The following is a 23057-nucleotide window of genomic DNA, read 5'->3' on the forward strand; positions in this document are numbered from 1 at the left end:
CGAGCCTGCGCAGGTGTAGCCAACTGCGCTCTTCATGCTCAGCCCTCTGAGGCTTCGCCGCTGCGTTCTGCTTGCTGTTCTACAAACAGCTCCCTCAAGCGGAATCGTTGCACTTTTCCTGAGGCTGTCATAGGAAATGACTCAACAAATCGTATGAACCGAGGAATTTTGAAGTGCGCCAGTTGTTCCCGGCAAAATGCCTTGATGTCGTCTTCTGTCGCCGACGTATCGGGCTTCAACCGAATCGCAGCGGCCACTTCTTCGCCAAATCTCCGGTCAGGCACGCCGAAGACGTAGACGTCGGCAATAGCCGGATGATGGCGCAGCACGTCTTCAACTTCTTTCGGCGAAATGTTTTCTCCGCCACGAATGATGATCTCTTTGATGCGTCCTGTAATCCGCACATAGCCATCCTGATCGAGCGTTGCCTGATCGCCAGAATGGAGCCAGCCCTCGGCATCAATCGCTTTGCGTGTTTCGTCGGGTTTGTTGTAGTACCCCTTCATGGTGTTGTAGCCGCGCGAGCACAGTTCGCCAGGCGTATTGGGCGGTAGCGTTTGACCGGTGACCGGATCAATGATTTTGACTTCAATCTCAGGTAGGACTTTGCCAACCGTTTGCGTTCGTCGCTCAATCGAATCGTGACGCGGGGTCATCGTGATGGCAGGGGACGCTTCGGTCAATCCGTAGGCAATCGTCATCTCCGGCACGTGCATATCGTGGATGACCCGCCGCATGAGCGGTTCAGGACACACCGCGCCCGCCATGATGCCCGTGCGCAAGCTGGTCAAGTCAAACTCAGCGAAATCGGGTTGCTCCAGCACATTGAGAAACATCGTCGGCACGCCGTAGATAGCCGTGGCCCGCTCTTTGTGAACGTATTCGAGGACCTTGTGCGGATCGAAATACTCAAGCGGGATCAGACACGTCGCATGCGTGTATGCGCCGAGCACGCCGATGACACAACCGAAACAGTGAAACAACGGCACCGGCAAACACAATCGGTCGGCAGGTGTAAACCCAAGGCCTTCACCCAGCCAATACCCGTTGTTGACAATGTTCCGACTTGTCAACATGACCCCCTTGGGGAAACCTGTCGTGCCTGATGTGTACTGCATGTTGATAACATCATCGAGTTCAACCTGCGCTTCGCGCGCGTCCAAGGCCTGATCAGGTACTGTCTGGCCTGCTTGAAAGACGTCCCTGAGGTTGATCATTCCATCCGGCGTTTCATCGCCAATGTAGAAAACGTGTCGCAGATGAGGCGGCCGCCGAATCTGGCCGACCGTCGCCACGTAATCCACGTCTTTGAACCCGCGGACCAGCGCCAGCGCGCATGATTCAGACTGAGTCAGCAAGTATTCGAGTTCCGGCGCGCGAAGCGACGTATTGACCGTCACTAAAATCGCGCCGATCTTGGCCAGCGCAAATTGCAGGATGATCCATTCAGGCACATTGGTCGCCCAGACGGCGACACGCTCGCCTTTCTGCACGCCGAGTTGCAGCAGCCCTTTCGCGCACTGCCGGGCTACGGATTCGAGTTGTCCAAACGTGTATCGCAGGTCACGGTCCACGTAGACCAAGGCTTCGTGATCAGGATAATCACGCGCCAGCGCCGTCAGCAACGCGCCGACAGTCAGATCACGATAGGATTTAGCTTGGCACGCATTCATGATGATTGAAGTGGCTTTGGCAACGCCGAAGCAGAATTCTAGAGAGAGCGCCAAACGTTTGGCAACCGGCATTCAGCATTTCATGGTGAGTCACTCGGTCTGCTGGACTGTGGCGTTTTTTCGGAGGCAGGCGGTTGTCGCCGTTGGTCTGGCTCACTGCGTGGGAAGGAGTTGGCTGGCTGTGGACGTAGCCGGTCGGACGCGGACGGAATGTTCCGCGCGTTGTGTGACCATTGAGAAGGTGGCGCAGGCGTTCCCGCCTGCGATCCGCGCGTTGTATGACCATTGAGAAGGTGGCACAGGCGTTCCCGCCTGCGATCCGCGCGTTGTATGACCATTGAGAAGGTGGCACAGGCGTTCCCGCCTGTGATCCATTCGCATCGTTTCTGGGCAGCGTGAATACTCTGTGCACAACTCCTCCGCAATTGGTATTATTCAGCCGCGATAAGGGAGGCGGTTCACCTGGTTATGTGTTGTCCTGTTCCTCAATGCCGAAGTACCGCATCCATTGATCAATATCCTGGGCATTGAGCTGGACATCTTCTTTTTCAGCACTGTCGGTCGAAGCGAGTGCCGTCCAAACGCGCTCAGCGAACTGTTCGCAGGTGATGACTTGAGCGCCGCATGAGCGCACGTAGTTGTACAACTCTCGGTCCGAGGTGACGACCGTCAATCCGCGACGGTCCCGCTGCTGTTCGACTCTTTGTTTAATGCGCGCGTCGGCGGTGGAGTTGGGCAATGAATAAATGATCTGCACACCTTGAAACACGCTGCCCTCGGGGAAGAGCGGCTCCGGCGCGCCGTCAAACACGACTGTCACGCGGCGCGCTTTGTGGCCAGGCTGATTGCGGAACGCGGCCAGCCATCTGAGCAACTGCATCCGCGCGTCGGGCGCCTCTGGATCAATATCATGCAGGCGTCCCATCAGGTTATTGCCGTCGATCAAGTATGACATTGCGTCGGCTCCTTGATCGCTGACGTGTTGTTTGATGTTTAGCTAGACAGCGGCGACTCGCCAGCTTTGACAGCACCGCCGGTCAGTAAGTAGAGCACAGCCATGCGCACGGCCACACCATTGGTGACTTGATCGAGTATGAGCGAGTACGGCCCATCGGCGACTTCTGATGAAATTTCCACACCGCGATTGATTGGCCCCGGATGCATCACCAGCACATCAGGCTTAGCCAAGCGGAGTCGCTCCAGCGTCAATCCAAATCGAATCGCATACTCTTTGAGTGAGGGAAAGAAACTTTCTTTCTGGCGTTCCAGTTGAATCCGCAGCATCATCACCACGTCTGCGCCTTCAATCGCTTCTTCCAACCGGGGCGTCACCGTCAGTCCATCTTCGACCAATCGTTCGTATCCGGGCGGCAATAGCGTTTGCGGGCCGCTGACGGCGACCTGCGCGCCCAGCTTTGTCAACAAATACGTATTGGAGCGCGCCACGCGGCTATGGCGAATATCGCCCAAGATGGCTACTTTCAATCCGGCGATCCGACCTTTGTGTTCTTTGATCGTCATGGCATCGAGCAGGGCCTGCGTCGGATGCTCATGCGCGCCGTCGCCCGCATTGATGATTGCTGCCTTGACCCATCGCGCCAACTGGTGCGGCGCGCCCGAACTGGCATGGCGAATCACAATCACGTCCGGCGCCATCGCTTCCAGGTTGCGCGCCGTGTCAATTAACGTCTCCCCTTTGACGACGCTGCTTGTGGAGACAGAAATGTTGATGGTGTCGGCAGAGAGCCGCTTGCCAGCAATTTCAAAACTGGTGCGCGTGCGCGTCGAAGGCTCATAGAAGAGATTGATGATGGTCTTACCGCGCAACGTTGGGACTTTTTTGATGTCCCGCGTGGAGACATCTTTGAACGCTTCCGCGGTCTGCAAAATCAGATGGATTTCATCAACGTCGAGTTCTTGAATGCCTAACAGGTCTTTTCGTTTGAGCGCAGTCAGCATCGCTGCCATGATCGCCTCATGCCGATTCCACAATCACAACCTGATCCACACCGTCAACCTCTTGGAGCATGACTTTGATAATTTCACGATCGGTTGTTGGCACCGACCGCCCGACGTAATCTGCCTGAATCGGCAACTCGCGATGCCCGCGATCAATCAGCACGGCCAGTTGAATGCGCCGCGGACGACCATAATCCATGATATGATCCAGCGCCGCGCGCACGGTTCGACCGGTGTATAACACATCATCAACCAGCACAATCGTCTTATCGGTGATCGGAGCAGGCAGCTCGCTTTTATTGACCACCGGATAAGGCGCAATGGTGCTCAGATCGTCGCGGTACAAGGTGATGTCCAGTGCGCCAACCAGCACGTCGGCGGCTTCAAGCTGTTTGATCTTGGCTGCCAATCGTTCAGCCAGCGGCACGCCGCGCCGGCGAATGCCCAGCAACAGCAGGCCGTCCGTGCCTTGATTCCGCTCGACAATTTCAGAGGCCAATCGCGACAACGCTCGATCAATTTTCGGCGCATCCATGATCTTTGCTTTTTCACGAAGCTGCATTGTTTCTACTCCGGTTATGATTCAGGCTTTTCGGGCTTGACCAATCTCACACGGATGTCGCCAAAGGGCGGCTTGGCGGTGATGAGCACGGGCGTTCGTTTCTCATCGTGGCTCAACCAGACGCGCACCCGATAGTCATCGTTGATGCGCCGGCGCCGTCGTCCTTGCGTCTCTTCGACACGTAAGGCAACGCTGACGGCTTCGACCGGAGCGCCGCCAACATCAATGACCGATTTCTGTTCGGGGCTGACCAGTATTGTCACTCGCTGATCATCGCTCAGCACATGCAGCCTGTAATGTTTGCCGGAGCTCAGATCAAGTGTTCGCAGGAAGTACCAGAACGAGACGATGTCGCGCGTCTCGGCTTCAATAGGAATTTTCTTTTCACCGACCTGGGCAACACGCCGTTCATGATCGAAGATCGTCGTGAGATCAACACGTCGGGTTCCTTCGCGGCTATGCTTCTCGTGGCGCGTAGGCAGCGCCGACGATCCGTCAATCCACGAGACCAATTCGTGCTCCAGCGCCATCACCAGCGATTTGACCACGCCGACGGTTTGCGCCTGCATCTGTAGTTGCAGCCCTTCCGGCGGCAAGGACGCGCCGGCTGGTTTGACCTGCATCGTTATGCGAGCGGCCACCACGTAGTCGGCCCATGAGACTACGTAGTCCAGTTGTTCGCCAACCAGCGTCGAGAGTTTGAGCGTCGTGGGCGCCGTCCAGCGGCCGGCGGGACGAGCCGATGCATCGCCGAGGGCTGGACGGTGGTGTGGTAAGGAGGAAGCCTGCCAGTCCGCCGTCACCGGCAGGCTGGCCACCAACGTGACCAAACACACCACGATGAACCAATGACGCTTCATCAAAAAACTCTTGTATGGGCGCTCACGTCAACAACTGTCATTCGCGCGCCCCTCACCGGCGGCGCATGGCAAGCTGCCTCAGCGGCGAGCATCGCGACGCGGAGGACGCCGATCCTCGCTGCGACGCCGTCGTGGAGCGCCCTGCTCACCGCGCTCCCGTCGCTCCCGTCGTTCACCGCGTTGGGCCAACTCAGTTACGCCGGACCGCGCCTGCTCATCTTCATACAACGCGCGGCGACTCAAGCGAACCTTGCCCTGTCCATCGTTCGAGATGCACTTGACGAGAATCTCCTGCCCTTCTTCCAGCACGTCGCGGATGTCGCGCACGCGATGGTCGGCCACTTCTGAAATGTGCAAGAGCGCCTCAGTGCCGGGAAACACCTCGACAAACGCGCCGAAATCAGCCAAGCGGGTCACTCGACCGATGTACGTCTGACCGACTTCCACTTCCGCCGTCAGGTCTTGAATCGCTTTCATCGCGCGTTCGGCTGCCTCCTGATTGGCCGAGGCAATGTGAACCGTGCCGTCGTCACCGATGTCAATTTTGCATTTCGTCTGTTCGACAATCCCGCGGATCACTTTTCCACCGGGCCCAATGACGTCGCGAATCTTCTCGACCGGGATCGTGATCGTGTAGATGCGCGGCGCGTGTGGGCTTAGTTCAGCGCGTGGCGCGGCAATTGTCTGTTCCATCTTCTCGATGACGAACAGCCGGCCTTCATGCGCCTGTTGCAGCGCTTCAGCCATGATCTGTGGCGTGATGCCAGCAATCTTAATGTCCATTTGCAATGCGGTGATGCCTCGGCGCGTGCCGGCGACTTTGAAGTCCATATCGCCGTAGTGATCCTCGGCGCCGGCAATGTCAGTCAGGATGGCATACTTGTTTCCTTCCTTGACAAGTCCCATCGCCACGCCGCCGACGTGGGCCTTGATCGGGACGCCAGCATCCATCAACGAGAGGCTGCCGCCGCAAACTGACGCCATCGAAGATGAGCCGTTCGACTCCGTGATGTCAGAAACCACGCGGATGATATAGGGCCAGGCCTTCTCATCGGGCACAACCGCTTCCAAGGCTCGACGAGCCAGCGCCCCGTGTCCGATCTCGCGTCGGCCAGGCGCACCGATGCGTCCCGTTTCACCAACCGAAAAAGGCGGGAAATTGTAATTAAGCATGAATCGCCGCTGAATCTCGCCCAGCTCTAAGTTATCCACATACTGAACGTCTTCCGACGTGCCGAGGGTGGTCGTCACCAAGGCTTGCGTCTCGCCACGAGTAAACAACGCGCTGCCGTGCGCGCGCGGCAACACGCCCACTTCACACTCAATCGGTCGGATCTCAGTGAACCGCCGGCCATCAGGGCGACGCCGGTGATTCAAGATATCGTCGCGGAAGAATTTCTCTTTGAGGTAATCGAATATCCGACCGGCCATTACGCGCGATTCGGCTGGGTCTTCAGGATATGATTCAACCACCTGTTGCCGGAGTGCATTGATGGCCGCCTGACTCTGCAGCTTGGTTTGCTGCCTGACGTCTAGAGCCTGACGGAGCGCAGCGCCATAGGTCTGTTCGATGTGTGTCATCATCTCCTGATCCAATGTCGGCGCGGGCACGTCCGGCTTTTGCACACCGAGTCGCTCGCCCAATGCTTTCTGCCACGCGCACAGTCGCTTGATGTCTTGATGCGCCACAATCAAGGCTTCGATCATCACCTGTTCAGAGACTTCATTGGCTCCTGCTTCGACCATCACGATTGCATCCTCAGTGCCAGCAACGACCAGGTTGAGTTCAGAGGCTCGGAGCTGCTCGTAGGTCGGGTTGACGATGTAGCGTCCATCCACCAAGCCGATGCGCACGCCGGCAACGGGTGTGTGGAAGGGGATCGGTGAAAGAAACAAAGCCGCCGAGGCAGCGGTGACACTGAGAATGTCGGGATCATTGTCTGCATCAGCCGAAATCACATTGGCAATAATTTGAGTCTCGACATGAAACCCTTCGGGAAACAACGGCCGCAACGGCCGGTCAATCAGCCGACTGGTGAGAATTTCTTTTTCAGTTGGTCGGCCTTCACGCTTAAAGTAGTTGCCGGGGATACGTCCGGCGGCGTAGTTATTTTCACGGTAATCCACCGTCAACGGAAAAAACTCAACGTCCTCTTGCTGTTCTTTGGCGGCCACGGCCGTTGCGAGCACCATCGTTTCTCCATACGTCACCACAACGGCGCCATCTGCTTGCCGAGCAACTTTGCCTGTTTCGAGCGTCAGCAACCGCCCGCCAATTTCTATTGAATCTTTGATATACATGTTACATCCTCCAATGCGCTCAACAAAAAAGCCACGACAGCCTATCCCGCTTGCTCGTGGCTTGACTTGAACCTAATTGTTCGATCCTGTCCGCCCCTTGCGGAACCACTCACTGGGCTCACATGCCCACTCTCACTGGTAAAATCACAACCTTGCGCCGGCCCAGCTCTCATCCACTTGCTGGCTAGGCCAACCCACAGGCGCTCTATTTCCTCAGCCCTAACTGGGCAATCAACCGGTAATACCGCGTGGCATCTCTTCGCTTCAGATAATCCAACAACTGCCGGCGCTGGCTCACTAACTGCAACAAGCCCCGCCGCGAATGATGATCTTTTTTGTGGGTCTTGAAATGCTCCGTCAATTGAGTAATCCGCTGCGTCAACAGTGCCACTTGCACTTCCGGCGATCCGGTATCCGATTCGTGCATTTGAAACTGACGAATCACCTGTGTTTTTACATCCTTCGTTAATGCCACAACTACATTCTCCCTGATTCCATACGAACTGTCGTCATTAGGCGCAAAAAGTAGCATATCAGGCCTTTGATTGTAAAGACGAGCGACCGGCTCCGGCCTTGCGCGAGCGCTCATGGCATACTATGGGAGGGTTGGCCCTAGGCGGCGGGCGGCGGCTAACTGAGTTGACCTGGGTCATTGGCCTTCGGATGCTCAGACTTTTCAGTGGACAACCGAGAGGGATCGGGCTAGCATCTCTGGTCGCGGCATTGAAATGTTTGATCGAACGAGATCGGGGATGTACAAGGGATCGCCTCGGCGCTTACCCACACCACCCGCTATTGACATCAATCGAGTGCTGAGGAAACCGTATTTGTTCGGCTCCCGCCGAGCGTATCAGGGTGGAACCGGCATGTTTTACTTTGAGGGAGGGATAATTCTATGATTCGACATGACACATTTTTTATACCACTGGCTGCACTGCTCGCCGCAGTGCTGGTCTTCGTAGGCGCACCGATGGGGATCGCCTCTGAAAATCACATTGTCCCGCCAGGAACCGTGCTGGCGCTGAGAATGGATACGGCGCTCAATTCCAGAACGGCCAAGGCAGGCGATCGTTTCACGGCAACTGTGATCAAAGATGTAACCGTCAACAATCAGGTGGTCATCCCGAGTGGCAGCCGTGTGGAGGGACATGTCACCGCCGCCGTGCCGGCGCGACGGATGAGCCGAGCTGGTACCATCGCGGTTGATTTCGATCGCCTCATCTTACCCGACGGACGGTCGTATGCCGTAGATGGGAATCTGACCTCAACCGATCCCAATGAGAAACAGAAGATTGACGAAGAAAGTCGTATTTCTGGCGGCTCGTCCAAGAAACGGAGTATTGTCTTCATTGGAGGCGGCGCGGGCGTTGGCGCCGTCATTGGGGTGATTGCCGGCGGCGGCAAAGGCGCGGCTGTCGGCGCGGGCGTTGGCGCAGCCGCTGGCACAGCCGCGGTGTTGCTGGCCAAAGGCCACGAAGCCGTTGTCCAACCGGGCGCTGAATTCGGGTTGGAATTGGTGCGGCGACTTGAGATGGCTGCCTTCACCCCGAGCAGCAGCGGCGGAGCAGGTGTTCGGCGCGAAGATTTTTCTTCGTCAGAAATGATTCGACGAGCACAGCTCAGCTTAAAGCAGCAAAATTATTATGACGGCGCGATTGATGGCGTCATCGGCCCACGACTGCAACGCGCCATCCGCGATTTCCAACGCGACCGCGGCTTGCCGGAGACGGGTGAGTTGGATGAACGAACAGCCATCCGATTGGGTATCACCTCTGAACCAATCTCTGCGGATGCCCGCAAAAATGCGCGAGCCATTAAAGTCACCGATGCCTATGCCGAGCGGATTGATGACAATGCGATTCGCGTGGTCATCAACATTGAAACGCCGACTGGTGGCTGGAAGACGTTTGTCGAACACAGCATTGTCAACGATCAAGTTCACGTGTGGGCGCGTGGTATCCCGCCAAGCGGCACGGTGACGCAGGCCATCGTTCCCGGACGCCTGGAAACGACGATTACGAACGCCGGCTCATACATTGAACGAGTGATCGTGCATGGCGCCGGCTCAGATCAAACCATCAAGGTATTGCCTGCTGGCGGTTATGTGGGCGCGATCAGTCGCCGCACAAATGAGCTGCTGGCTCAGTACGAGCAAGCGCTTGGCGTGAGCCGCCGAGGCGATGAAATCATCTTTGCCCCCGGCCGCAATTACACTGAAGACGAAGTCGAGCTGTTATTGGCGCTGCAAAGCTTGCAGAAGCTGGCTGATTCGTATGGAGCCACGGGTGAGGCCGACAACAATCCGGCGACCCGACGCGGGGTTGCACGCGCCGTGCTGCGTCAAGCCCATGATGTCGAACGACTCGTTCAGCAGGCCAACACGGACGCCATGAAGGAAGTTGCCCGCCATTGGCCAGCCCTGGAAGCAGAACTCAAGCAACTGGCCGCTGCCAACGGCATGACATGGAAGCGCAGCGGGTTTGCCCCGCGCAGAAAATCGTAGCAGACACGGCCTTGAGGACCGAGGATGGCGACGCCGATTGGCTGCCGTCCTCGCTCTTCAGTCGTCTATCCTCGATTTTTCTGATGTGTTACACTGCCTGCGCATGGTGAGCAACCGATTCAATCCGACGCCGATGACATACCGCGACGCTGGCGTGGATATTGACGCGGCTGACGCCGCCAAAGTCCGTATCCGTCAGTTGGCGCGACAGACGTTCACGCCATCGGTATTAACCGACATTGGTGGCTTTGGCGCGTTGTTCCGCGCTGACTTCAGCCACTTGCGCGAGCCGGTCTTGGTCTCCAGCGTGGATGGTGTCGGCACCAAGTTAAAGGTGGCGTTCATGACCGGCATTCACGATACGGTGGGCTATGATCTGGTGGCGCATTGCGTGAACGATATTCTGGTGCAGGGTGCGCGGCCGTTGTTTTTCATGGATTACATTGCGCTCGGCAAGATGGAGCCTGATGTTGTGGCGAGTCTCATTGAAGGATTATCGCGCGGCTGCCAAGAGGCTGGCTGTGCGCTGATCGGCGGTGAGACAGCGGAGATGCCGGGATTTTATGCGCCTGGCGAATATGATGTTGCTGGATTCATTGTCGGCGTCGTGGACCGCTGCCGCATCATTGACGGTCACGCGATTGAGCTCGGCGATGTGTTGCTTGGCCTACGTTCTCTGGGCCTGCATACAAACGGCTATAGTCTGGCACGCAAGTTGTTGTTTGAGATAGCGGGCTATCAAGCAAATACCTATCTTCAGGAGCTCGGCTGCACTGTGGCCGAAGAATTACTCAAACCGCATCGCAATTATCTGCCGTTACTCTCAGGTTTGCTCGATAGCGGCTACATCAAAGGACTGATTCATCTGACTGGCGGCGGTTTTCCCGGCAACATCCCGCGCGTGTTGCCCGATGGCTGCGCGGCCCAGATCAACGAAGGCTCCTGGCCTGTGCTGCCGGTATTTGAACTGTTGCAACGGCTGGGTTGCGTGGCTCGTGACGAAATGTACCGCACGTTCAACATGGGTATCGGGATGATTATGGTTGTGGCGCCGCAGCACGTCGAAACCGTCACAGCGCATCTGGCGGCGCAGAATGAACCGGTGTACTCGATTGGCCGTGTCGTTCCGGCAGCCGCCGACAAAGTGCAATTTGTCAACGCATGAGCGAACGGGCACGCTTGGGCATTCTGATTTCCGGGCGCGGCAGCAATATGCTGGCGCTCATTCAAGCCGTCCAGAGCGGACGACTGGACGCAACCGTTGCGCTTGTCCTGAGTAATGTGCAGGGGGCTGCTGGCTTGGAAAAAGCTCAGGCTCACGGCATCGAAACGCTGGTCATCTCTCACAAAGGCATGTCGCGTGAAGAACACGAACAGCGGGTCGTTGCAGCATTGAAAGAGCGGCGGGTTGATCTGGTCTGTCTGGCCGGTTATATGCGCTTGCTGAGTCCTTATTTCATCAGCCAATTTCCTCAACGCATTCTGAACATTCACCCGTCGCTGCTGCCGGCGTTTCCCGGACTGGATGCTCAGCGCCAGGCTCTAGCCTATGGAGTGAAGTATTCCGGTTGCACGGTTCATTTCGTGGATGAAACGCTCGATGGCGGGCCTATCATCGCGCAAGCGGTCGTGCCTGTTCACGACGATGATACGGTCGAGTCGCTCGCAGCCCGGATACTGGAGCAGGAACACAAAACCTATGTTGAAGCCGTTGCCCTCGTCCTGAGCGGCAACTATCGGATCGAAGGCCGCCGGGTCATCTGGAGCAGGAGCCCCGCTTAGAGCGAGTTTCAATCGTCTTTAGCTTAGGGGCCTGCATCTTGCTAGCCAAAGCACGCTGGAGCGTGCGCAGGGTACACACAAGCGGCTCTAATAGAGCGAAGCTTCGACCAGTTTCTTCAAATTCTCCCGCGTGAAGAATGACAGCGGTATGTTGGGATTGTCATCAGCCTCCATGGTTTCAAACACGATTCGCTTTTGATACTTGCGATTGTCAACCTCGGTGCGCACGTCGCGCCATCGGCCATTTTGTTGCATCCAGAGCGTTGAGCGAAGACGAACCAACTGATTCTCCGCGTTGTACAATTCGATTCGCGCCGGCAAATAATTATCCTGACGAAAATAGATGACCATTTTGTAAAACCGCGAGGTCGCATCGGGTTTCAGTTGACCCTCAACCTTATATGTTTGCAGCGGGCCGATCTGTTCCATGCCGATGAGCCGGTATTCGTACAGATCATAGCCGCCCACCGATTCTTGCAGTGTCATACCAAACTGCGAATCCTCTTGCCGTAGGTCTTGTACCTCAACGAACTTGGCCATGCCGGGCAGGTAGGTGACGCTCTGGATGGGTTGGCCCGGCGCCTGTATCGTCAGCAATACACGCGCTGGGTCGCCTTTGCTGGCCAATTGCTGGCGTATGGTGTATTGCGTGTCGTCAACGCATTTCTGGTAATTCATGATGATGAATTCACGCTCGGTTCCATCTGCTTCTTTGACGCGCGCTTTGATCTTGGTCTTCGCATCACGACAACGGTCGCGATTTAGATACTGCTGGACAATTTGCTCACCGGTGGGCAATGGCGGCGTCTCAGGGGTTGAGGCCGTTTGTTCGCGTTGGCATGCTTGCCCGACGGCAACCAAGAGCAACACAACAACGCATCGTGGAAGAGTGTTCAGCATCAGGTCGTCTCTCCTAATCACTGACGGCGGCGCTCACGGCAGAACCGGCCGACGGGTTCGGCGCCGGCGCGCCACCGACTTGCAACAACCGTGAGTTCATCAACACAGGTAGAAAGATCATATTTGAGATTAGGCAGGCCATGATTGTCACCGCGGAGAGCAATCCGCCGGTTCGCACTGGCACGAATGACGAAAACGCGAAAATAGCAAACGCCAACGCCAATGTCAGGTTGGCGAAAATGATCGGCGCTCCACTGTGCTGAATGCTGATCGCCACGGCGCGGCGTTTATCGGCCATCTCGTGGCAACATTGCCGATAACGACGTATTAAATGGGCAGCGTTATCCACCGCCAATCCCAATACAATGGATGCGACTAAGCTGGTGTTCAGATTCAGATCAATGCCCATCCAACCCATGAAGCCAAAGAAAGCGATGATCGGCACAGCATTTGGCAGCATGGCTACGAAGCCAGCCTTGATCGAACGAAACAGCAGCGCCATCATGGCGAAAATGGAGAGAACCGCGATGATGAGGCTCCGCGCCTGCTCCCTGGCCACGCTGTTGGATGTGCGGTTTAGCAGAATCAGCAGGCCTGTCGGATAGGCCGTCCACGCTGGCGGCAAATTCGTTTGTGTCCATTCATCAATGCGGCGCAGCGTTTGATCTATCCGGGTAGAGTCGAACAGATGTGACCGAACCATGATCTGGGTCCGAGAAGCGTCGTCGCTGATGAAGCGAATCGGCGAATCGGCAGCCGAGGCTCTCAGTTGCGAAAAGAGCTGGTCGAGCTTCGCTTGATCTGAAGGGATCGCTTCATCGCGCTGCTCACTACCGCTGAACAGACGATTTGTCGTTACGACCAAATCGGCCACCGAGAGCGCGCGATCAATCCCCGGAAGCGTTTCGACGAAATGCTGCAACGCAACGATCATGTTGAGCGCGTCAGCTTGCCGAAATTCGTTGGAACGATCGCTGTTGACGATAATGCGAAAGCCGGCCGTGCCGCCCAGATGCGCGTTGATTCGCTCAGCGCCAATGCGCTCAACAGATTCATTGGGATAAAACGACAGGTAATCCGTCTTGATACGCAGCCGGCCAATGCCGGCGACCGCCAGCAACGCCACACTAAAAGCAGCGACGTAGATCACCATCTGACGACGTGTCACAAATTGCCCGACGTGTTCCAACAAAAAGTCTATCGTGGTTCTGCCTGAGTGCTGGCCGACGCTTTTCGGAGGCGAAGGTTTGAGCAACACAAGCCACGCTGGGACCAACGTCAGCGTCACAATCATCACTACGCCGACGCCCAGAGATGCGTACATCCCCATCTGTTGCGTGCCGACAATCGTTGTGAAGGCCAGCGAGCCGAAACCAGCCATCGTGGTTGTCGCTGAAACGATCACCGGCGGACCGATGAAACGCAAGGCATGCAACACCATGGCGCGTTGTGTGGGCGCGGGTAAATTGCGCGTTGCCGCCAGCGCTGAGCGGTCGCACTGGGAGAGGTTATACTGATTGATCACATGGATCACATACGAGCTGCCGATGGCCATCAAAATCACAGGCAGCATCATGCTCACCAGCGTGAGCGACTCGCCCATCAGCGCCATCACGCCAAAGGTCCAGATCAAGCCGATGGCCACCGTCGCAAGCGGCATCACGACGCCGCGCCACGTGCGGAACGCAAAGTAAAACGTCAATAAAATGAGCGACACGGTGAGCGGCGCAAACTTCAATAAATCACCGTGAACATGCACGTCATTGCGATAGTCCATGTAGGGCAGACCAGCGAAATGAATCTGATCGTCCCTGAACTCGTTTTCGATAATTCGCTCGATTTCCGCCACTGCCTTCTTCTCAGCCTCACCGCCAGCGGCGGAGAAGAAGACGTTCAGTGCTACCATGCTTCGATCCGGCGAAACGAGATTGCCAACAATGAATCGGCTGCCTTCGATTTCCTGAGCAATTTCTTTCAGCTCATCTGCCGAAGCTGTGGCCGGAATCAGTGGACCGACGCGCAGGCTGTCATGAACATTGCGGGCGTGTTGAAGATCGGGCAGGCTGATGACCTGCTTGACGCCAGCCACGCGTTCGATGCGGCGCGTCAACAGGCGGACGCGCTCGATGACAGCCGGCACGAATACGTCGTCGGCCAGCAATGCCACAATCATCACCCGGTCATCGCCGAAGGTCTTCACCGCTTCTTGGTATTGAGTCAACGCCCGGTCGTGGCTGACCATCAACGCGTTCGGTGAATTATCGAGCGGGACGCCGCGCGTGACCAATTGATAAAAGAAAAAAGACGTGATCAGCAAAACGCCGGCTAGAACAGCGCGCGGGCGATTGACGATCGCCTGCCACACCTTGTCCAACACGCGACTCGGAAACTTCATGATGAAGGGCTAAGTATAGGCCACGACTCAACGGAAAAGACAGCCTGCGAACCACGCGGACCTCTGCGTCTCGGCAAGTTCAGTTTTCATCCTTCGTAGCGTGCTGGCGCTCATGAGCGATTCTTCCCGAAATTGACGCTATGACAGAAAAGAAATCAACCTGCAATCCCCATTCTGGGAGGAATCGCCGATGAGCAGCAACTCGCTGATGAGGTCGTTGGAAGGTCTCATCCTCGCCAACGCGGTGGCACGACGCCCTTGAGCCGATAATAGGGCACTGTTTGTCCGCGATGATGAGTCATGTGGTCGCGCGTGTACCAAAAGATTTTGCGTCGCGGGCGACTTCCTTCGGGGAATGCGACGACTTCATCAGCCTCTTCATCGGATAACTCACGGGCGACTTGGGCAACGTAATCAAGAGCGCGCTCTAGATAAGCGATGATCTGCGCCTTGGTTTTATACGCTGAGAGGTCATCATCGGGCGGCTTTTCACCTTTGACAAACCGGGCGATGTTCACGATGCTCGATTCAGCAATGTGCAGCATGTGCTCGGCAAATGATCGCAGTTCCGGCGTTGGCTTATAGTCATAATACTCTTCGGGCATCGCCTGAGCGAATTCCAGCGTGACTTGCTTGGACAATTCCCAATCAGGCAGAAAGTCGCGTCCAAATCGGGTATTGGGCTCTGCTCGGTGCGGCCCATCGGATTTACAGGCAATGGCAGCGACCACCGAAATGGCTGTCCCCACCAGTTCGCGGCGTGTGATTCGTGTGTTCGTATCCATGACCTTTATCTCTCCATCTGACGAGCTACTTCATTCACGATCCATTGCTCGTCGGGAAATTGCCCGGTCTCCGGTTTGCAATTTGGGTCATTGGCATTTGTTTCGGATTTCGTGCTCCGGATTTTTTGGAGTTTGTTCATTGGCATTTGTTTCGGATTTCGGATTTGGTGCTTCGGATTTCCCCGCAGGTGCTTCGGATTTCGGATTTGGTGCTTCGGATTTCCCCGCAGGTGCTTCGGATTTCCCCCGCAGAGGCTTGGAATTTTTGATTGTCGGTTCCTGCTATTGGCCGCTAAACTCGACAGCGCTGAGGGCGTTGACAACACCCCAACCGAGGAAACGGTCTGGCTGATTAGCTTGACTGGCTGTGCGACGCAGCGCATGGAGCACCTGCATTGGCGACCAATCAGGATGGGCGGCGCGAATCAACGCGGCGACACCGGCAATCAGCGGCGCTGAGAACGACGTCCCACTGACGGGTTGATACCCGCGCAGGTCAACACCCGCAGCCGCCACCACGCCCACGCCGAGCGCGACCACATCTGGCTTGATGCGTCCGTCAACGGTCGGGCCGACTGAGCTGAACCCAGCCCTGACGCCATTGAGATTGACCGCGCCAGCAGCAATCACGCCATCACCATCGGCGGGCGCAACTAGGGTATTGCGGGACGGGTGATCGCCATTGTTGCCTGCTGAATTCACGATGACGATGCCACGCTGCACGCCCATGACAGCCGCGCGCGTAATGGCTGCCGTCCGGCCATCCATATCCCGCCACGTATAGCTTCGGAACGGCGCGTCGAATTCCAGATAACCAACCGAGCTGCTGACAACGTCTACGCCCAGGCCTTCGGCCCACTCCAGCGCCGCGATCCAGTGATCTTCCTCGCGGGGCGTTTCACTGCCCGGATGGTTCTCGGTTTTGGCCAAGATGAATTCAGCGGCGAACGCCGGTCCAATCAATCGGCCTTCGGCAAAGCCGCCCAGCACGGATAAGACCGCCGTGCCGTGCTGTCCGAACCGTCCCATGTCTTTGCCGTCTGAGACATCCTCATCGCCGTTCACAAAATCGTACTTGGCGATGATTTTCATCTGTCTGAACGCTTCATGATCCAGGTTATTGAAGCCGGCATCAAACACACCGATGATGACCCCTTGCCCGTAATTGCCCAGTTGATGAACCGCCGGCACATTGATCTGTCGGAGTTGCGCTAGTGACGGGCCATAGTCGAATGGGAACGCTCCGCGCGGCTGAGCATGCTCGTCGTGAAGTTGCCTGCTCGGCTCAGCGATCAGCTCTGGCTTGCTCACGCGGTAGCGCGCCACCAGGTCAATCGCTTTGACGAAATCCAATGAGTGCATCCACGCAATCTGCTGCTTAGTCGCGCGAACGCTGATGGCGTTGAGCCACTTTGACTGGTGGCGAACCTGCCGAACAGCTCGCCGAATCGCTTCGACGTAGCTCGCTTCCAGTGGCACATCGGCCATATCAACCAGATGCTGAGGCGCGCGCACGGTCAGCCGACGCTGAACGACCTTCGGCGAAAGCGCGTGTCGGAGGGCGGCTAGCTTGGCGCCGGCCTGAGGACCTTTATCGGTGAAATAGACCCAGACGAGCAACGGCTCGTCATCTTGAGCCAGGTGGTAGGCATGCCACAGACGCAGACTGAATTTGTCTGGTTGGGCTGTATGTTCTCCGATCAACCATGTTGTGCACAGCAGGGTGAGCAATAGAAGCGTCAGTGTTCGTTTCATGGTCTTTGTTCCTTATCCTTCACCTTTACACAAGAGTTTGCTTTCTTTGCCAACGCGCCGACGGCCAACGAGCAAGGACTAATACCGATGGAGTTCCCGCGCGGCCTGCACAATGTCTTCCACCTGCGGTAGGATTTCGTTTTCCAGCGCCGGACAATACGCAACAAATGTATCTTCTGAGCCAATGCGTCGCACTGGTCCGTCCAGATACTCAAATAATTCGTCGGCAATGCGCGCGGCGATCTCCGCGCCAAAGCCCCACGAAATCATATCTTCATGAGCGACGATCACTTTGTTCGTTTTCTTCACCGATGCAGCAATGGCATCCCAATCATAAGGGTTCAACGTGCGCAGGTCCAGAATCTCGACATCAATGCCTTCTTCCTGGAGCTGCTTGGCCGCCACCACGGATCGTTGCACCAGCGCGCCGTAGGTGACGATGGTCAGATCAGTGCCCGGTCGCACAACGTTGGCCTTGCCGAAGGGGATCATGTAATTCGGACCCGGATACGGACTCTTGTTGTAGGTTTGCCGGTACAGATGCTTATGCTCGAGGAACAACACCGGGTCATCGCACCGAAGCGCTGTGCGCAACAGCCCGTTAGCGTCCAGCGCATTGGAAGGGATGACCACGTGTATGCCGGGTGTGTGCGTGAAGAGGACTTCGCCACACTGACTGTGATAGATCGCTCCGCCTTGCAAGTAACCGCCATAGCTGACGCGAATGACCATCGGGCATGACCAAGCATTATTGGAACGCCAGCGCATCACGGCAACTTCGTCGCGCAGTTGCATCATGGCCGGCCAGATATAATCAAAGAACTGAATTTCAGGCACCGGCTTGAGCCCGCGCAAGCTCATCCCCAACGCCCGTCCGATGATGCTGGCTTCGGCCAACGGCGTGTTGAACACACGATGGCTGCCAAACCGTCGTTGCAGATGGTGAGTGACCTTGAAGACGCCACCTTTGCCGGTAACCCGATCCAACACTTCCTCACGGCTACAATCGGCCACGTCTTCCCCAAACACGACGATTCGCGGATTGCGCGCCATTTCGTCACGCAAACACGCATTGATCAAATCCACCATCGTCTTCGGCTCGCCTTGCAGATTCGGCTCGGTTTGAAATGCCGCTGATCGAGGATCAACGTCAGGCGAATAGACATAGAGCTTGTATGAGCCTGATGCCGGTTTGGGCGCGGCCAACGCTTCATCGGCGGCTCGATTGACTTCCTCGTCAACGGATGCTTTGAGTTGTTGCAGCTCGTCCTCGGTCAGCAGTTTTTCGCGCAATAGAAATTCAGCGTACGTTTTAATTGGATCACGCCGCGCTTCTGCTTCACGTTCTTCGCTTGTCTTGTAGAGTCGTTCATCGTCCGAGAGCGAATGCGAATACGGGCGGATGACGTGAGCATGCACCAATGCCGGACCGTGCCGCTCACGAGCATAGCGCACCGCCTCCTTCATCGCGCTGTAGCTTTGCAGTGGATCGCACCCGTCAATTTCTTGCACGAACAAACCGGGGAAGCTTTGCACCAATCGGGAGATGCTGCCGCCGGCGGTTTGAACTTCGATGGGCACAGAGATGGCGTAGCCGTCATCCTGGATCAGATACACCACCGGCAGCTTCAAATTGCAAGCGGTGTTGAGCGATTCCCAAAACTCGCCTTGGCTGGTGGCGCCATCACCAGAAGAGACGTAGACAACTTCGTCATTGTGGAAGTGCTGCGCCCGATCTTCAATTTCCTCAATCACCGAATAGCGCCAGCCGGCTTCGGCGACGCCGACGGCTTGCAGATACTGTGTGCCCGTCGGACTGGAACGGGAGACAACATGAAGCCGACGGTAGCCCCAATGCGACGGCATTTGCCGACCACCTGAGCTGGGATCGGCCGCTGCGCCGACGGCTTGCAAAAACATCTCGGTGGGAGTCACGCCCAGCATCAGCATTAACGCGCGATCACGATAATAAGGCAAAAACCAATCATAGGCCGGTTTGAGCACCAGCCCAGCCGCGACTTGAACAGCCTCGTGGCCGGCGCCGCTGATCTGGAAGAAAATCCGCTGCTGCCGCTTCAACTGAATTTCTTTGTCATCAATGCGACGCGACAGGTAAATCGTTCGGTACAGCCCGACCAGCGTCTGCCGGTCAAGCCCATGATACTTTTCCACTGCGATTCTGGTTACCATACGGCCCCCGTGAACGATTGAATGAACGCAAACAACCGATCCTTAAGCCCAGCTCGACAAGCTCACAAACCGACTGCTTTGTGCCAACCCTGTCCTTGTCCGGGCGACCTATCTTAACATAAACCGCTGATCGTGGAGAATGGGCTCCAAGCCAGCGAGCGCATACCCGGCATGAGCATGTTGCATGCGAGCAGTCCACACTTCGGAGAACACCGACAAAACCGTGCAATCAGCCTCTTCATCGTCTCGGCGTTTCGAGAGAAACTGCTGGCACTGATAGGTCGAAACCAAGGGATCTGGCGCCTCATCGTCTCACCCACTCGGTTGATCACCGACTGGCCAACTGGTCGGTTATTTCAACTTGACAGCCGTGCCGCTGGCGCTGACCATGAGCATCGAGTTCGACTGACCGAGCACTTCGTAATCCAGATCAACGCCCACCACAGCGTCAGCGCCAAGCAGCGCCGCTTTCTGCTTCATTTCATCCAAAGCCAATTCCTTGGCCTTGACCAATTCTTGCTCATAAGCGGCTGACCGCCCACCAACGATGTCGCGAATGCCGGCGAATAAATCTCTGAAGATATTGGCGCCCATGATGGCTTCGCCGGAGACAATGCCCAGATAAGCGATGATCTGTCGCCCTTCAATCGAGGGAGTTGTTGTCACGATCATAGAACCTCCCGTCTGCATGATAAACAGCCAGCGATTATAGTGAAAACGGCGACCTCTTGTAGAGGCTTTCGGCAACTTCTTCTGCAAGGGCGGCGGATGACCGAACGTGAAGAGGCAATCGTTCGCCTGCGCGACTGGCAGCGTCATTGGCTCAACATGAATTGAGTGACAGCCTGAACGAACTCGCGTGGTTTCTCAATCTGCGGCACATGACCACACTCAGGAAACACGACCAGTTGCGAGCCGCTGATCTGCTGATGAATCCACCGGCCATGGCTCAACGGAATCAGCTCGTCGTTGGCTCCCCAGATGATCAATGTGGGTAACTGCACGCGATGCAAATTCCTTTCAAGCGTTGATAAATCCCACTGTCGAGCAACGGCTAAGGCTGCTCGTTGCCCATGACGCGTTCGGAGCGGACGATAGTAACTTTCCAGCCGTTCAGGCGTAGCCAGCGACTTATCATAGATGCTTCGCTGCAAGCCAGCTTGCACCAGCTCAGGCGTTGTCAACGCCAGCGCGCCCAGAATTGGACCGATGACCGGCTTGAGCAGCAGGGGCGGCACCAGGCCTGACTCCAAAGCCGCTTGATTGCTCGCGACGCTGTCCACCAAAATCAACCGCTCGACGCGGCTCGGCTCGTTCAGCGCGCAGAACAACGCCACCGCGCCGCCCATCGAATTGCCGCACAGCGCAGCGCGTTGAACGCCCAGTTGCTCCAACCACTTCATCACCAGCGCCGCTTGCGCCGGTATCGTGTAATCGCCAGCCGGTTTGTCGGAAAAACCAAATCCTTTCAAATCCACAGCCAGCACACGGAACCGTTCTGCCAGCGGCTCGAACACGGCGCTCCAATCCTGCGTGGACGCTCCGTAACCATGAATCAACACGAGCGCCGGTCCCGCGCCTTTCTCCTGATAGTGGAGCCTGATCTGATCCACACTGGCAAAATGACTGTAGGCTTGATGAGGGATCGGGGATGGAAGCTCTTCCAGTCGAATGTCAGCCGGTCGAACGAACCAGAAGATGGTTAGTACACCGGCTCCCACCAACAGTACGCCAACGACGAATTTGAATAATTTCTTCACTGCGGTTCGCGCTCCCAGATGGGGATGTCGTAGATAGTTCGCTCCGGCGGATTGCTATAGACCGCGTCGAGCAACTCATCCGGATTGGGCGGGCATTCAATCGCGCTGCGTTGCGCTTCTTGGCAGGCGGCTTCAACTTCGGCTTCGACTTCGGCTTCGATCCGCTGTAACACGGCAGCATTCCGCGCCGCCAGCTTCTTACCTTTGAGTCCGTCGCCCGCCTCGGCCAAATCCAGGTGGCTTTCGATCAGGTAAGTTTCGTACATGCCGATAGGGTCTCGCTTACCCCAGTAGGCAAACTCCTCCGGCGGAATGATACGTCGCGCGTCGCTCACATCGTGCGTGGCATGGCCGCCCATGCGGAACGTTTCGGCCACCAGCAGGTAGGGACGACCACCGCTGCGCACATGATCGGCAGCAATCTTGGTGGCGGCATAGACATCCAACACGTTATTGCCATCCATCGCCGCGCCCTCGAAGCCATACGCTTTGTGCAGCGCCATGAAATCGCCTTTGTGATGAACTTCCAGACGTGTGCCAAGAGCAATCTGATTATTCTGCACAATCACAATCAACGGCACATGAAAAGCCGCTGCGCAACACATGCCTTCGTGAAACGCGCCTGTCTTCGTGCCGCCGTCGCCAATCCAAGTCAGCGCCACGCGCGGTTGCCCTTTGTATTTGAAGCCGAGCGCAATGCCAGCGGCCACCGGCACCATATCGCCAATGTGACTGATCGGTGGGATGACGCCGTAGCGCACATCGCCCAGATGCACGTCCCGCCCACGCGAAGGCGAATCACCCGTGCCCAGATAGGTCTTGAAGATCGAAGACATTGGCATGCCCATCTCATGACAAGCGCCGCCGTTACGAATCATCGGGAGCACATAATCGTAGGGCTCAGTGCCTTCAAATCGCTCGCGATTGAGCGCATGCACCGCGCCGATGGTCACCGCTTCTTCGCCTGTGCCGAGCCACGCTTTACTGATGATACCCTGCTTCACCCAGCGAAACAGCGCAATCTCGTGCAACCGATGACGCAGCAATCCACGATACAAATCGAGCAGGGCGCGGACACTCAATTGCCGAATGATTTCCCACCGCTGAGGATGACGCCGAATCGTTTGGCGAAACTGCTTCATCACCTCCGGGTCAGGCGTCCAATTGACGTATTCGGGTGGATCATAAGCCGGATACCGTTTCATGACGGGCGAGATTATAACCAATGATCGCGCGAAGTGACGAGCGGCTCTCTATCAGTGGCCATTGTGACGGCTCACCTTTCAGACCGTGCTCGACACAATGAGGACTTCACAAACCTGCATCTGCCCGTGGAAGCCGTCTCGCAGCATTCACAAGCCAACGGCATTCAGTGAGGCCGGTCGGTCGCTCGACCGTCAGGGAGTGCATGTCATACCAATAGTCCAAAGACGAGCCATGTTCAGCAACACGGACTGAAGTTTGGCGTCTTGAAGTGAGCGACCTGCGAGCAGCGGCGGCGGCAGCCGCCCACCAGCGGGTAGCCAGACGTGCAACGTCTGGGAGGCCGTCATCCCCAATCCCTCGCGCCTTGAAGAGTCGCCAGCAGTGCTCCCATCGGGTCGGTCGTGCAACTGAACCGCTCGCCGCGAA

18 protein-coding genes are annotated in these 23057 nt (G+C 56.7%); 3 read left to right on the forward strand and 15 right to left on the reverse strand.

Translation table 11 applies throughout. The annotated features are described in order from the left end of the window. Nucleotides 1-38: 38 nt before the first annotated feature. The 7 genes from NZ823_08005 to rpsO form a co-directional block, all read right to left on the reverse strand. Nucleotides 39-1673, reverse strand: coding sequence for an AMP-binding protein (locus NZ823_08005; protein MCS6805070.1), 1635 nt, complete (start codon nucleotides 1671-1673; stop codon nucleotides 39-41). Between the two features lie 466 nt (nucleotides 1674-2139). Continuing rightward, nucleotides 2140-2628 (reverse strand): NYN domain-containing protein, encoded by a 489-nt coding sequence (locus NZ823_08010; protein MCS6805071.1) that lies wholly within the window; start codon nucleotides 2626-2628, stop codon nucleotides 2140-2142. 38 nt (nucleotides 2629-2666) lie between these two features. After that, nucleotides 2667-3641, reverse strand: coding sequence for an aspartate carbamoyltransferase catalytic subunit (locus NZ823_08015; protein ID MCS6805072.1), 975 nt, complete (start codon nucleotides 3639-3641; stop codon nucleotides 2667-2669). A gap of 7 nt (nucleotides 3642-3648) precedes the next feature. Further along, entirely contained in the window at nucleotides 3649-4194 is a 546-nt protein-coding gene (gene pyrR / locus NZ823_08020) for a bifunctional pyr operon transcriptional regulator/uracil phosphoribosyltransferase PyrR (GenBank protein ID MCS6805073.1), read from the reverse strand. Between the two features lie 14 nt (nucleotides 4195-4208). Then, nucleotides 4209-5054, reverse strand: coding sequence for a DUF3108 domain-containing protein (locus NZ823_08025; protein ID MCS6805074.1), 846 nt, complete (start codon nucleotides 5052-5054; stop codon nucleotides 4209-4211). 78 nt (nucleotides 5055-5132) lie between these two features. Next, nucleotides 5133-7355 (reverse strand): polyribonucleotide nucleotidyltransferase, encoded by a 2223-nt coding sequence (gene pnp, locus NZ823_08030; protein ID MCS6805075.1) that lies wholly within the window; start codon nucleotides 7353-7355, stop codon nucleotides 5133-5135. Nucleotides 7356-7560: 205 nt separating this feature from the next. Continuing rightward, a complete protein-coding gene (gene rpsO / locus NZ823_08035; protein ID MCS6805076.1) occupies nucleotides 7561-7830 on the reverse strand; it encodes a 30S ribosomal protein S15 in 270 nt (89 codons plus the stop codon). A 420-nt stretch (nucleotides 7831-8250) separates the two neighbouring features. On the opposite strand from rpsO, the gene NZ823_08040 reads away from it, so the two are divergent. The 3 genes from NZ823_08040 to purN all read left to right on the forward strand — a co-directional run bounded on the left by NZ823_08040 (nucleotide 8251) and on the right by purN (nucleotide 11640). Continuing rightward, nucleotides 8251-9858 (forward strand): peptidoglycan-binding protein, encoded by a 1608-nt coding sequence (locus NZ823_08040; protein ID MCS6805077.1) that lies wholly within the window; start codon nucleotides 8251-8253, stop codon nucleotides 9856-9858. 103 nt (nucleotides 9859-9961) lie between these two features. Continuing rightward, the gene (purM, locus tag NZ823_08045) at nucleotides 9962-11023 is read left to right on the forward strand and encodes a phosphoribosylformylglycinamidine cyclo-ligase (protein ID MCS6805078.1); all 1062 of its coding nucleotides are present in this window, start codon (nucleotides 9962-9964) and stop codon (nucleotides 11021-11023) included. Continuing rightward, nucleotides 11020-11640 carry a phosphoribosylglycinamide formyltransferase gene (purN, locus tag NZ823_08050; protein MCS6805079.1) on the forward strand — a complete coding sequence of 207 codons (621 nt, stop codon included), beginning with the start codon at nucleotides 11020-11022 and terminating at the stop codon, nucleotides 11638-11640. The genes purM and purN overlap by 4 nt, the downstream gene beginning before the upstream one ends. An 87-nt stretch (nucleotides 11641-11727) precedes the next feature. Here the strand turns inward: purN and NZ823_08055 are convergent, their stop codons facing one another. The 8 genes from NZ823_08055 to NZ823_08090 form a co-directional block, all read right to left on the reverse strand. After that, nucleotides 11728-12540, reverse strand: coding sequence for an outer membrane lipoprotein-sorting protein (locus tag NZ823_08055; protein ID MCS6805080.1), 813 nt, complete (start codon nucleotides 12538-12540; stop codon nucleotides 11728-11730). A gap of 13 nt (nucleotides 12541-12553) precedes the next feature. Beyond that, nucleotides 12554-14935, reverse strand: coding sequence for an MMPL family transporter (locus NZ823_08060; GenBank protein MCS6805081.1), 2382 nt, complete (start codon nucleotides 14933-14935; stop codon nucleotides 12554-12556). Between the two features lie 227 nt (nucleotides 14936-15162). Further along, nucleotides 15163-15720, reverse strand: coding sequence for a DinB family protein (locus tag NZ823_08065; GenBank protein ID MCS6805082.1), 558 nt, complete (start codon nucleotides 15718-15720; stop codon nucleotides 15163-15165). Between the two features lie 282 nt (nucleotides 15721-16002). Then, nucleotides 16003-17475, reverse strand: coding sequence for a S8 family serine peptidase (locus NZ823_08070; protein ID MCS6805083.1), 1473 nt, complete (start codon nucleotides 17473-17475; stop codon nucleotides 16003-16005). Nucleotides 17476-17553: 78 nt separating this feature from the next. Continuing rightward, nucleotides 17554-19665 carry a dehydrogenase E1 component subunit alpha/beta gene (locus tag NZ823_08075; GenBank protein ID MCS6805084.1) on the reverse strand — a complete coding sequence of 704 codons (2112 nt, stop codon included), beginning with the start codon at nucleotides 19663-19665 and terminating at the stop codon, nucleotides 17554-17556. Between the two features lie 351 nt (nucleotides 19666-20016). Next, a complete protein-coding gene (locus NZ823_08080; protein ID MCS6805085.1) occupies nucleotides 20017-20337 on the reverse strand; it encodes a heavy metal-binding domain-containing protein in 321 nt (106 codons plus the stop codon). 143 nt (nucleotides 20338-20480) lie between these two features. After that, a complete protein-coding gene (locus NZ823_08085; protein MCS6805086.1) occupies nucleotides 20481-21425 on the reverse strand; it encodes an alpha/beta hydrolase in 945 nt (314 codons plus the stop codon). Further along, complete coding sequence (locus NZ823_08090; protein ID MCS6805087.1) at nucleotides 21422-22630, reverse strand: thiamine pyrophosphate-dependent dehydrogenase E1 component subunit alpha; 1209 nt, start codon at nucleotides 22628-22630, stop codon at nucleotides 21422-21424. The genes NZ823_08085 and NZ823_08090 overlap by 4 nt, the downstream gene beginning before the upstream one ends. Nucleotides 22631-23057: the final 427 nt, after the last annotated feature.

This window comes from Blastocatellia bacterium, assembly GCA_025054955.1.
GTDB lineage: Bacteria > Acidobacteriota > Blastocatellia > HR10 > J050 > JANWZE01.